The sequence below is a fragment of the Pseudomonas sp. GW821-FHT09E04 genome (assembly GCF_059416185.1).
Genome location: NZ_JBWKOR010000005.1, coordinates 95,480 through 106,799 on the forward strand (window position 1 = coordinate 95,480; position 11,320 = coordinate 106,799).

An 11,320-nucleotide genomic window follows, 5' to 3' on the forward strand; every position below is an offset into this window, starting at 1 on the left:
AAAAGTCTGCCCGTCGGAACGGCGCGTTTGCGGACACTTTTTTGAGGGGCTACAGATGTCACCCTGGCTGACAGTAGTAGGAATCGGTGAAGACGGCTTCAAGGGCCTGGGCAAAAATGCCCGACGCGCCCTGATGGGCGCTTCGCGGATCATCGGCGGTCAGCGTCAGCTCGATCTGTTACCGGTGTGCATCCGTGGCGAGCGCCAGTTGTGGCCGAGCCCGTTTTCTCTGGCCCCGGTTCTCGAGCGCCGTGGCGAAGCGGTGTGCGTGCTGGCCAGCGGTGATCCGATGTTCTACGGCGTTGGCGCAAGCCTGGCACGGCAGGTTCCGGACACCGAAATGCTGGTGCTGCCGGCGCCGTCCTCGTGTTCGCTGGCGGCCGCCCGGCTGGGATGGCCATTGCAGGAGGTCAGCATCCTTTCGCTGGTGGCCCGCCCGCTGGTGGCCCTCAATGGTCGGTTGTCCAGCGGCGTGCGCCTGTTGCTGTTGAGCAATGACGGACAGAGCCCGGCCGCCGTTGCGGCATTGCTGCGCGAGCGCGGATTCGGCCCCAGTCGCCTGAGCGTTCTGGAACATCTGGGCGGCAGCGCCGAACGCCGGATCGACGGCACCGCCAACGACTGGAACGACCCAGACATTGCCGATCTCAATGTGATCGCCATCGAGTGCCTCGCCGATCCGCAGACACCGCGTCTGTCGCGTCTCGCCGGCCTGCCGGATTCAGCCTTCAAACATGACGGACAATTGACCAAGCGCGACGTGCGTGCCATCACCCTCGCCCGCCTCGCCCCGACACCGGGCGAACTGCTGTGGGACGTCGGCGCTGGCAGCGGTTCGATCGGCATCGAATGGATGCGCGCTCACCCGAGTTGCCGCGCCCTCGCCATTGAGGCCGATGACGGTCGCCAGCAACTGATCGAACACAACCGCGATGCGCTGGGAGTTCCCGGCCTGCAACTGATTCGCGGCAGCGCACCACATGCCCTCGTCGGGCTGGAACGCCCGGACGCGATTTTCATCGGTGGGGGCGTTACCCGCGAAGGCGTGCTGGAAACCTGCTGGGAGCAACTGAAACCCGGTGGCCGACTGGTCGCCAACGCCGTGACCCTGCAAAGCGAAATGACCTTGATGAGCTGGCGCGAACGCCACGGCGGCGAGTTGACCCGCATCCACATCGCCCAGGCGCAGCCGCTGGGCGAGTTCGACACCTGGCGTCAGGCCTTGCCGATCACCCTGCTCGATCTGGTCAAACCCCTCGATGCGTGACGAAACCGCCGAACAACCTGCGCCCCTGCGCAGCGGCCTGACCACCGGCAGCTGCGCCACCGCCACCAGCCTCGCCGCCGCGCGCCTGTTGCTCGGTGGAGTGGTGGCGGACGCCGTGCAAATCGTATTGCCCAAGGGCAAGCAGGTGCAGATGCGCCTGGAGTTCTGTCGGCTGACCGAGAACGGCGCCGAAGCCGGAACCCTCAAGGACGCCGGCGACGACCCGGACGTGACGCATGGCGCCCTGCTCTACTCCCGCGTGCAACTGATGGCCGAGCCGGGTATCCGCTTCATCGCCGGCAAAGGCGTCGGCACCGTCACTCGGCCGGGGCTGGTGCTGGCCGTCGGCGAACCGGCGATCAACCCGGTGCCGCGAAAAATGATCAGCGATCACCTGACATTGCTCGCCGAAGAAACCGGCTATCGCGGCGGCTTCGAGGTGACGGTGAATGTCGAGGGCGGCGAAGCCCTGGCGCTGAAAACCATGAACCCGCGCCTGGGGATTCTCGGCGGCCTGTCGATCCTCGGCACCAGCGGCATCGTCCGGCCGTTTTCCTGTGCGGCGTACATTGCCTCGATCCATCAAGGCATCGACGTGGCAAAAACCAACGGCTACCTGCACATCGCCGCCTGCACCGGCAACGCCAGCGAAGACACCATGCGCCGGGTCTACGACCTGCCGGAAATCGCCCTGATCGAAATGGGCGACTTCGTCGGCGCCGTACTCAAGCACCTGCGCAAAGTGCCTGTGGATAAACTCAGCCTGTGCGGCGGCTTCGGCAAGATCAGCAAACTGGCGGCCGGGCACATGGATCTGCACTCGCGCCATTCGAGCATCGACCTGCCGCAACTGGCCGAATGGGCGGCGGCGATTGGCGCCGATGACGCCTTGCAGCAAGCTATTCGCGGGGCGAACACCAGTCAGCAGGCGTTGGCGATGGCCAGTGCGGCGGGCGTTGCGCTGGGCGACGAGGTCTGCCGTCATGCTCTGGAATTCGCACGCAGCGTGGTGCCGGCGCAGGTGCAGGTCGAGGTGTTTGCGATTGATCGTCAGGGCGGCATCGTTGGCCATGCGGGGGCTTTTGTATGAAACGGATTCTGTTGCTGGGCGGCGTGACTGAAGCGCTGGCCATCGCGCGCACTTTGGGGCCGGAACACATTTACAGCCTGGCTGGAGTGGGCCGTGTGCCGACCGATCTGACGTGTCAGGTGCGCGTCGGCGGCTATGGTGGTGCCGAGGGTCTGGCGCAGTTCATTCGCGATGAAGGCATCGATCTGCTGCTCGACGCGACCCATCCGTACGCCGCACAAATCAGCCAGAACGCCGCCACCGCCGCGCAACTCACCGGCATTCCCTGCTGGGCCCTGCGCCGCCCGGCGTGGCAACCACAGCCGGGCGATGACTGGCGCGAAGTCGCCGACTGGGCCGAACTGATCACCGCCCTCGAACCCTTCCGCCGCCCCCTGTTCACCCTTGGCCGCGAACCGCTTCAGCACCTCGATGAAATCCCTGCGCACCAGTTCTGGACCCTGCGCGCCCTCGACGTCTACCCCGGCAACGAACGCTGCGAAGTCATCGGCGCCCGTGGACCGTTTCTGCTGGAGGATGAGCGGGCGTTGTTCGAACGCCGGCAGATCGACGTGCTGATCAGCAAGAACAGCGGCAGCACCGCAACCGAGCCGAAACTGGAAGTGGCGCGGGAGCTTGGGGTGCCGGTGATGGTGTTGAAGCGGCCGGAGTTGGCGGGGGTTGATCGGGAGTTCATGAGCACGTCTGAAGTCCTGGAAGCCCTCTCTACGTCAGATAATTCCTGATTTCGAGCTAATCCTTGATTTGACCGGCAAATTTTCAGGAAGCATCTGACTGTTCGTTCTTGCCACCTCACCCCAAGATTTCGATTCCTTTAATCCCCACAGATTTGCAGCGAGCAAATTCTTGAAGCGCACTGCAGCGCTCAAGAAAAATGCGGCTTGTCAGTCTGTATCCCAAGGAATACGATTTCGACATGATCGAATTTGAACGATCCCCTGCATTTGCCGATTGGCTCGACTCGATGAAAGACACCAATGGCAAAGCTCGAATCATCGCCAGAATTCGAGGTGCAGAGCATGGAAACATGGGTGATTGCGAGTTCGTTGGCAGTGCCGTTTATGAAATGCGTGTTCATTACGGTCCCGGCTACAGGATGTACTTCACACGTAAAGGTGACGTGATTTATCTGCTACTGCTGGGGGGCGACAAGTCGACACAAAAACGAGATATCAAACGCGCCATCCGGATGGCGCAAAGCATCGGTAATGAGGAGTAAGTCATGACCGAAAAATTCACCCGCTTCGACGCTGCAGAATTTCTGAAAACGCCCGAGGAAATGGCGGCTTACCTGGACGCTTGTTTTGACGAAGATGCTGGCGATGGCGTTCTCATCCGTGCAGCGCTTAATGACATTGCCCGCGCCCAAGGCATGACTCAGGTTGCGCGAGATGCAGGTCTGGGTCGTGAAAGCCTTTATAAAGCGCTGAGCAGCACTGGAAATCCGGAATTCGCGACTATCATGAAAGTCATGAAGGCGCTGGGTTTGCGGCTGCATGCCGTAGCAGGCTGAATCCTCTGCGACACCAAACCGCACGACGCTTTTTTACTTATCGGCCCTGATCAGGCTAAATAGCCGCGCCTGATCGCCCACCCTACGGACCTGTCCCATGAACCGACACCGGCTCGCATTTGCCTGGATCGCCTGCTTCGCAGTGCTGTTCAACATGCTCGCCATGCCGTTGACGGGTGCCATGGCGCAGGCGGCGCAAACGCCGGCCGAACAGTTGCTGTGGAGCAGTTTCTGCACCGGCAGCGGGACGAAGATGGTGGCGATCGACATCGGCAGCCTCGATCAGAAAGCACCGCAAAGCGGTGACAATCATTCGACCATGCAGCATTGCTGGTGCTGTTCCGGATCGGCGCCGGTGGTGGCGTTGCCGGGGCATTCGCCGCAGCTGTACTTCGCCCGATACGAAAGCAATCGCAGTGTGGCGCTCGCCTTGCTGCAATCCCCGACACCGCGCCAGCAATGGCCGAGCCTCAATCCCCGCGCCTCTCCTCTGGTTTGATTTGTTCCCGCATTTGACCTGCGTTTCAAATCGTTCTGGAGAACTGCCATGTTGAACAAATTCATCGTCATCGCTGCGCTGTTGCTGCCTGCGTGCTTCGCCCATGCCCACGAATACAAGGCCGGCGAGCTGGAAATCGCCCACCCGTGGTCACAGGAACTGCCACCGAATGCGCCGACGGTTGCCGCGTATTTCATCATTCACAATGGCGGCAAGACCGCTGACCGCCTGCTCAGCGTGGATTCGCCCATCGCCCCGACTGCCGAACTGCACGAACACGTGATGCAGGGCGATCTGATGAAGATGCAACAGGTGCCGAACGTGTCGATCCCGGCCGGCGAAAACGTGACCTTCGCGCCGATGGCCTATCACGTGATGCTGATGAATCCGACCGACCGCAGTCTGTTGACCGATGGCAAGCGCTTCCCGCTGACCCTGCACTTTGAAAAGGCCGGTAACGTGACCGTCGAAGTGGCCGTGCAGAAGAAGCCACCGCAAGACATGCCGGAACACGCGCACGCCCAGTAACCCCTTCGGCAGACTCCGCCCATGCGCCCGCGCAGCGCCAGGTCGTCCGTGCAACGCCGTCAGACTGAACACCTGACACGCGGCAGCTGGATTGCCCTGTTCGCCATGTTGATGATCTTCATCGGCCCGCTGATTTCTCAGTCGATGCCGATGGATCAGCACGCCTCGACTTCGATGCCGATGAGCATGGACATGTCGATGGACATGGCGGGCATGGATCATTCCGCGCATGAAGCGAAACCCTCGGCCGAACACTGCCCGCCGCAATCGTCGCACCATGTGTTGTGGGAGAAATGCGGCTATTGCAGCCTGCTGTTCAACTGCCCGGCACTGACCGGTGGCGGCAGTTTTGCCACGTTCAGCATCGCCCACGTCAACACCTTCACCACGCCCTCCCCACGTCTGGGCCATGCCCGGCAGACTTTCTTCCCTGGCGCCCGCACCCGCGCCCCGCCCGTCGCAGCGTAAACACCCACCTCTGATTGCACACGGTTGAGAAGACAGCTTCAGGCTGCCGGCCGTGTCGTTTACGACTGTTTGATGGAAATTGTCATGTCCAGGTTTTCTGCTGTCCCACGCTCGGGTTCTGCCCCGGCGTCCTTCGCCCTGAACGAATCGCGTATCCGTTTCAGGCACGCTACCGCCGTCCTTTGCGGCGTTCTGCTGTCCCCGCTGGTCCACGCCGATGAACACGCCGGCCACACAGAAGAACTGAGCCCGACGGTGATCACAGCCATCGCCCCGAGTTCGCCGCTGACCATCGTCACCAACCCGAAAGACCCGCGCCAACCGGTGCCGGCCAGCGATGGCGGCGACTATCTGAAGACCATTCCCGGCTTCGCGCTGGTGCGCAACGGCGGCACCAACGGTGATCCGGTGCTGCGTGGCATGTTCGGTTCACGTCTGAACATCCTCACCAACGGCAGCATGATGCTCGGCGCCTGCCCCGGCCGGATGGACGCGCCGACCTCGTACATCTCGCCCGAGACCTACGACAAACTCACCGTGATCAAAGGCCCGCAAACCGTGCTCTACGGACCGGGCGCATCGGCCGGCACAGTCCTGTTCGACCGCGAGCCAGAGAGCTTCGGCGAACTCGGCACCCGCGTGAATGCCAGCGTGCTGGCCGGCTCCAACGGACGCTTCGACAAAGTCGTCGACGCGGCGGCCGGCGGCTCGCTGGGTTATGTGCGCGTGATCGGCAACACCGCGCATTCCGATGACTACCGCGATGGCAACAACGACACCGTCGCCTCGCGCTATGACAAGTGGAACGGCGACGTGGCAGTGGGCTGGACCCCGGATGCCGACACCTTGCTGGAGCTGACCGCCGGCAAGGGCGACGGCGAAGCGCGCTACGCCGGGCGCGGCATGGACGGCTCACAGTTCCTGCGTGAAAGCCTCGGCCTGCGCTTCGAGAAATCCAACATCACCGACGTGCTGGAGAAGCTCGAAGCGCAGGTCTACTACAACTACGCCGACCACGTGATGGACAACTACACCCTGCGCACGCCATCCGGCACCGGGATGATGGCAGGTCCCATGGCGTCCAACGTCGACCGCCGCACCCTCGGCGCGCGGATCAAGTCGACCTGGCGCTGGGCCGATATCCAGCTGATCACCGGCCTCGATGCGCAGACCAACGAACACCGTCAGCGCGCGGCCATGGGCATCGACGCCTACAAGGATCTGCCGCGCAACAAGGACGCTGACTTCCATAACTACGGGGTATTCAGCGAAATGACCTGGTACGCCGCCGACCGTGACCGCCTGATCACCGGCGCCCGGGTCGACCGCGCCTCGGCCAAGGATTATCGGCAGACCACCGGATCGGGAATGATGTCCCGCCCGAACCCGACCGCAGGCGATACCCGCGCCGACACCCTGCCGAGCGGTTTCATCCGTTACGAGCATGACCTGGCCGACAGCCCGACCACGCTCTACGCCGGTCTCGGCCACGCCCAGCGGTTCCCGGATTACTGGGAGCTGTTTTCGCCCAAGTCCGGCCCGGCCGGCTCGGTCAATGCGTTCGATTCGATCAAACCGGAAAAAACCACTCAGCTCGACTTCGGCGTGAACTACAAGGACGCTGACCTCGAAGCCTGGGCCTCGGGCTACATCGGCGTGGTACGCGACTACATCCTGTTCGACTACACCCCGACGATGATGGGCATGAGCACCTCCCGCGCCGAGAACATCGACGCGCGGATCATGGGCGGTGAACTCGGTGCCGCTTACAAACTCACCGACCACTGGAAAGCCGATGCGACCCTGGCCTACGCCTGGGGCAAGAACAGCAGCGACGGCAAGGCACTGCCGCAAATGCCACCGCTGGATGCACGTTTCGGCCTGACCTACAGCGAAGACAACTGGAGCGCCGGCGCACTGTGGAGGGTGGTTGCCGCGCAAAACCGTATCGACCAGAACAAGGGCAACGTGGTCGGCAAGGATTACGACAAGAGTTCGGGCTTCGGCGTGTTCTCGCTCAACGGTGCCTATCGGATCAACAAAAACTGGAAGGTCAGTACCGGCGTCGACAACCTGTTCGGCAAGGCTTACGCCGAACACCTCAACCTGGCGGGCAACGCCGGATTCGGCTACCCGGCCAACGACCCGCAAGCCATCAATGAACCGGGGCGCACGCTCTGGACCAAGGTGGACATGAGTTTCTAACCCTCAAGGGCACTCGCTCTCCTTGAGGGAGCGAGTGACAACAGACAACTAGAAGATCCAAGCCAAGCGGAGCACTCGTGATGAAACAGCCCAAACCGAATTTCTACAACCTGGCCTGGCGTTGGCATTTCTATGCCGGATTGTTCGTCGCGCCATTCATGGTGATGCTGGCCCTGACCGGCATCATTTACCTGTTCAAGCCGCAACTCGATTCGCTGATGTACAGCAGCCTGCTGAACGTCCCGGCCGGGCATCACACCGTGCCGGCCGATGACTTGCTGCAAAAGGTCAAAAGCGCTTATCCACAAGGCCAGGTCACCCAGTACCTGCCGCCAGCGAACGCCGAGCGCAGCGCGCAATTCGTGGTGAAGAACGCCGGCCATGAGCTGAACGTGTTTGTCGATCCGTACCACGGCGACATCCTCGGCGAGCAGGACGCCAAGCAGAACCTGCAAGCGCTCGCCCGGGCGATCCACGGCGAATTGATGATCGGCACCGTCGGTGACCGGCTGATCGAACTCGCCGCCGGCTGGGGCGTGGTGCTGGTAGTGTCCGGGGTTTTCCTGTGGTGGCCGCGAGGTCAGGCCGCCGGAATACTGTGGCCACGCCTGAACAGTCGCGGTCGCGTTCTGTGGCGTGATCTGCACGCCGTTACCGGTTTCTGGGGCGCCGCGTTGCTGCTGGTGATGCTGCTCAGCGGCATGACCTGGACCGGGTTCTGGGGCAAGCAGTACGCCCAGGTGTGGAACGTGTTCCCGGCGGCGATGTGGGACAACGTGCCGACCTCCGACGTCGAAGCCGGCAGCCTCAACAACGCCGCGCGCCAGACCGTACCCTGGGCCATGGAAAACACCCCGATGCCGATGTCCGGCGACCACGCCGAACACATGGCCCACGGCGGCATGCAACACGGCCCCGCCGCGCCGATCATCAGCCTGCAGGACGTGCAGAACATCGCCATCGAGCGCAAGGTCGAGCCGGGCTACAGCATCACCCTGCCGACCACCGCCACCGGCGTGTTCACCATTGCGGTGTTCGCCGACGACCCACGCAACGATGCGACCCTGCACATCGATCAGTACACCGGCAAGGTTCTGGCTGACGTGCGTTTCGAGCAATACGGCGCCGTCGCCCGGGCCACGGAAATCGGCGTGATGCTCCACGAAGGCAAGATGTTCGGCACCTTCAACCAGATCATCGTGCTGCTGATCTGCTTGATGATTCTGCTCAGCGCCGTCAGCGGCGTGGTGATCTGGTGGAAGCGTCGCCCGCAAGGAAAATTCGGCGTACCACCGCTGCGCCACGATCTGCCGAAATGGAAAACCGGCGTGGCGATCATGCTGGTTCTGGCGGTGGTGTTTCCACTGGTGGGCGCTTCGCTGGTGGTGGTGTGGTTGCTGGATCGGCTGCTGTTGTCGCGTCTGGGCCGGCAAGCTGAATCTGCCTCAACTTCATCATGAAACAGGCGAGATGCGCGACCTAGACAGATCTTTAAACTGCCGGGGCTTAAACTCCGGCAATTTTTAGTGTTACTGTATAACACTAACTTGCTGCTCTGCCCGCAGCCATGCATTGCCATGAGCCTGCGGGCTTTTATTTTGAAGAAGTGATTCACCGCCCCGATGAACAAGTACCTCTTGTCCAGCCTCTGCCTGTTCGCCCTGAACAACAGCGCCCACGCCGACAGCGCGCCGCTGACGCTGCCCACCGGCACCATCACGGCTCTGGCCAATGACGACCAGACCGTCAGCCTGACCACGCCGACCAGCGCCGGCTCGCGCCTGAACCTCAGCGCGATGGAAACCCCGGCCAGCGTCGAAAGCCTGAGCGGCGAGCAAGTCCGCGCTCGTGGCGACCGCAGCGTGCAGGACGCGGTGTCGCGCAGCACCGGCATCAGCCGAACCGGCACGCCGGGCGATGGCGGCACTTCGTTGCAGGCCCGGGGCTTTACCGGGCAGAGTTCGGTGATGCAGTTGTATGACGGCAACCGGATGTACACCGGCATGGGCACCGTGACGTTCCCGGTCGACACCTGGTCGGTGGAGCGCGTCGACGTCCTGCGCGGCCCGGCCTCGGTGCTGTACGGCGAAGGCGCGACCGGTGCGGTGGTCAACGTGATCCCGAAGAAACCGTTCGAAGGCGAAATCGAAAACCACGTGCGCGTCGGTTACGGCTCGTTCGATAGCCAGCAACAGGCGTTCGACAGCGGCGGTTCGCTGACCGACACCCTGAGCTATCGCCTCAACCTCAACCGCCTGCGCAGCAACGGCTGGATCGATCGCGGCGACTCGTCCAGCGACTTCATCAGCGCCGCCCTGCGCTGGCAGGCCACCGATGATCTGACCTTCACCCTCGCCCACGATTACGGCGACCAACGCCCGCAGAACTACTTCGGCACACCGCTGATCAACGGCCAGTTGAAGGACAGCCTGCGCAACAAGAACTACAACGTGCGCAACGACAAGCAGCACTACAACGATCAATGGACACGCCTGACCACCGATTGGCAGATCAACGACGCGGTCAACGCCAGCAACGAGCTGTATTACCTCAAGGCTCAGCGCCGCTGGCAGAACGCCGAGAACTACAACTTCGACGCTGGCAGCCAACAACTCAGCCGCAGCGGTTACTTCGGCATCGGCCACAAACAGGAACAGGTCGGCGACCGCCAGACTTTCACCTTCAAGCATTCGCTGTTCGGCCTCGACAGCCAGACCGTGACCGGCGTCGATTACAACCGCATCCGCTTCCAGCTCAACAGCAACTCGCCGTTCAACGACGTGTTGCCGAACGGCCAACCGCTGGATCTGTACCACCCGCAAACCGGTTACTTCGAGAGCGCCGACCCGTATCGCGATCAATTCGACAGCACCACCAGACAGATGTCGGTGTTCGCCGAAAACCGCACGCAACTGAGCGAGCGCTGGTCGCTGGTAACCGGCGTGCGCCGCGACTACGTGCACGTGGATCGCAACAACCTGGTCGACGGCAGCCAGAGCGACAAGACCCTGACCGGCAACAACTGGAAGGCCGGGCTGGTGTTCGCGCTGACACAGGACACCTCGTTCTACGGTCAGGTCGCTACCAGCACCGATGGCATCGGCGGTTTGATTTCTCTGAGCCCGAGCCAGCAGCAATACGACTTGTCCACCGCGCGGCAAACCGAGATCGGCATGAAGCAGCTGTTCTGGGATCAGCGTGGCGAATTCACGCTGGCGGCGTATCGCATCGTGAAGAAGAAGCTGCTGACCGACGATCCCGGCAACCCGACGCTCAAGCAGCAGGTCGGCCAGCAATCGTCGAACGGCCTGGAAGCCAGCCTCGATCTGCAACTGCCGAACGCCTGGCAACTGCAAGCCAACGCCGCCATCGTTAAAGCCAAGTACGACGATTTCGAAGAGGTGGTCGGCGGCGTGCCGGTGTCGCGCAACGGCAATCGCCCGGTGGACGTGCCACGTCGCACGGCGAACCTGTGGCTGAGCAAGGCGCTGAGCGATGACCTGAAAGCCGGCGCCGGCGTGCGTTATGTCGATGCGCGCTACGCCGACATGGCCAACCGCAACGAGCTGCCGAGCTACACCGTGGTCGACGCAACACTGTCGTGGAAAGCCCTGCGCAACACCACGCTGGGGTTGCAGGTGAACAATCTGTTTGACCGGACCTATGCGCAAAGCCAATACAATGAGGGGCAGCAGTGGATTCTGGGTGAGCCTCGTTCGTTCTTTGTCACAGCTGACTACACCTTCTAGA

The 11,320-nt window shown here is 62.4% G+C and carries 11 protein-coding genes; all 11 read left to right on the forward strand.

Annotated features, from left to right (window positions below; all coding sequences use genetic code 11):
• Positions 1-55 precede the first annotated feature (55 nt).
• The 11 genes from cbiE to AC07N4_RS19305 all read left to right on the forward strand — a co-directional run bounded on the left by cbiE (position 56) and on the right by AC07N4_RS19305 (position 11,319).
• Complete coding sequence (cbiE, locus tag AC07N4_RS19255; RefSeq protein WP_493065783.1) at positions 56-1,267, forward strand: precorrin-6y C5,15-methyltransferase (decarboxylating) subunit CbiE; 1,212 nt, start codon at positions 56-58, stop codon at positions 1,265-1,267.
• The gene (locus AC07N4_RS19260) at positions 1,260-2,357 is read left to right on the forward strand and encodes a cobalt-precorrin-5B (C(1))-methyltransferase (protein ID WP_493065784.1); all 1,098 of its coding nucleotides are present in this window, start codon (positions 1,260-1,262) and stop codon (positions 2,355-2,357) included. The genes cbiE and AC07N4_RS19260 overlap by 8 nt, the downstream gene beginning before the upstream one ends.
• Positions 2,354-3,082: a cobalt-precorrin-6A reductase gene (locus AC07N4_RS19265; protein ID WP_493065785.1), complete on the forward strand. Its 729-nt coding sequence runs from the start codon at positions 2,354-2,356 to the stop codon at positions 3,080-3,082. The genes AC07N4_RS19260 and AC07N4_RS19265 overlap by 4 nt, the downstream gene beginning before the upstream one ends.
• A 191-nt stretch (positions 3,083-3,273) precedes the next feature.
• The gene (locus tag AC07N4_RS19270; protein WP_102620223.1) at positions 3,274-3,576 is read left to right on the forward strand and encodes a type II toxin-antitoxin system RelE/ParE family toxin; all 303 of its coding nucleotides are present in this window, start codon (positions 3,274-3,276) and stop codon (positions 3,574-3,576) included.
• A 3-nt stretch (positions 3,577-3,579) separates the two neighbouring features.
• Positions 3,580-3,870, forward strand: coding sequence for an addiction module antidote protein (locus AC07N4_RS19275; RefSeq protein WP_085609233.1), 291 nt, complete (start codon positions 3,580-3,582; stop codon positions 3,868-3,870).
• Between the two features lie 97 nt (positions 3,871-3,967).
• Positions 3,968-4,369 carry a DUF2946 domain-containing protein gene (locus tag AC07N4_RS19280; RefSeq protein WP_493065786.1) on the forward strand — a complete coding sequence of 134 codons (402 nt, stop codon included), beginning with the start codon at positions 3,968-3,970 and terminating at the stop codon, positions 4,367-4,369.
• A gap of 48 nt (positions 4,370-4,417) precedes the next feature.
• Positions 4,418-4,897, forward strand: a complete 480-nt coding sequence (locus tag AC07N4_RS19285) for a copper chaperone PCu(A)C (protein ID WP_192559658.1) — start codon at positions 4,418-4,420, stop codon at positions 4,895-4,897.
• Positions 4,898-4,918: 21 nt separating this feature from the next.
• Positions 4,919-5,365, forward strand: a complete 447-nt coding sequence (locus tag AC07N4_RS19290) for a DUF2946 domain-containing protein (protein WP_096819759.1) — start codon at positions 4,919-4,921, stop codon at positions 5,363-5,365.
• Between the two features lie 84 nt (positions 5,366-5,449).
• Complete coding sequence (locus tag AC07N4_RS19295; protein WP_493065787.1) at positions 5,450-7,570, forward strand: TonB-dependent copper receptor; 2,121 nt, start codon at positions 5,450-5,452, stop codon at positions 7,568-7,570.
• Positions 7,571-7,650: 80 nt separating this feature from the next.
• Positions 7,651-9,030, forward strand: a complete 1,380-nt coding sequence (locus AC07N4_RS19300) for a PepSY-associated TM helix domain-containing protein (RefSeq protein ID WP_102620097.1) — start codon at positions 7,651-7,653, stop codon at positions 9,028-9,030.
• 162 nt (positions 9,031-9,192) lie between these two features.
• Positions 9,193-11,319: a TonB-dependent receptor gene (locus AC07N4_RS19305; RefSeq protein WP_493065788.1), complete on the forward strand. Its 2,127-nt coding sequence runs from the start codon at positions 9,193-9,195 to the stop codon at positions 11,317-11,319.
• Position 11,320: the final 1 nt, after the last annotated feature.

Excerpts from the sequence above, each read along its gene's own strand:
- AC07N4_RS19265 (WP_493065785.1), top strand. The coding sequence starts at position 2,354 with ATGAAACGGATTCTGTTGCTGGGCGGCGTGACTGAAGCGCTGGCCATC.
- AC07N4_RS19290 (WP_096819759.1), top strand. The coding sequence starts at position 4,919 with ATGCGCCCGCGCAGCGCCAGGTCGTCCGTGCAACGCCGTCAGACTGAA.
- AC07N4_RS19300 (WP_102620097.1), top strand. The coding sequence starts at position 7,651 with ATGAAACAGCCCAAACCGAATTTCTACAACCTGGCCTGGCGTTGGCAT.
- AC07N4_RS19260 (WP_493065784.1), top strand. The coding sequence starts at position 1,260 with ATGCGTGACGAAACCGCCGAACAACCTGCGCCCCTGCGCAGCGGCCTG.
- AC07N4_RS19295 (WP_493065787.1), top strand. The coding sequence starts at position 5,450 with ATGTCCAGGTTTTCTGCTGTCCCACGCTCGGGTTCTGCCCCGGCGTCC.
- AC07N4_RS19275 (WP_085609233.1), top strand. The coding sequence starts at position 3,580 with ATGACCGAAAAATTCACCCGCTTCGACGCTGCAGAATTTCTGAAAACG.
- AC07N4_RS19280 (WP_493065786.1), top strand. The coding sequence starts at position 3,968 with ATGAACCGACACCGGCTCGCATTTGCCTGGATCGCCTGCTTCGCAGTG.
- AC07N4_RS19270 (WP_102620223.1), top strand. The coding sequence starts at position 3,274 with ATGATCGAATTTGAACGATCCCCTGCATTTGCCGATTGGCTCGACTCG.
- AC07N4_RS19285 (WP_192559658.1), top strand. The coding sequence starts at position 4,418 with ATGTTGAACAAATTCATCGTCATCGCTGCGCTGTTGCTGCCTGCGTGC.
- cbiE (WP_493065783.1), top strand. The coding sequence starts at position 56 with ATGTCACCCTGGCTGACAGTAGTAGGAATCGGTGAAGACGGCTTCAAG.
- AC07N4_RS19305 (WP_493065788.1), top strand. The coding sequence starts at position 9,193 with ATGAACAAGTACCTCTTGTCCAGCCTCTGCCTGTTCGCCCTGAACAAC.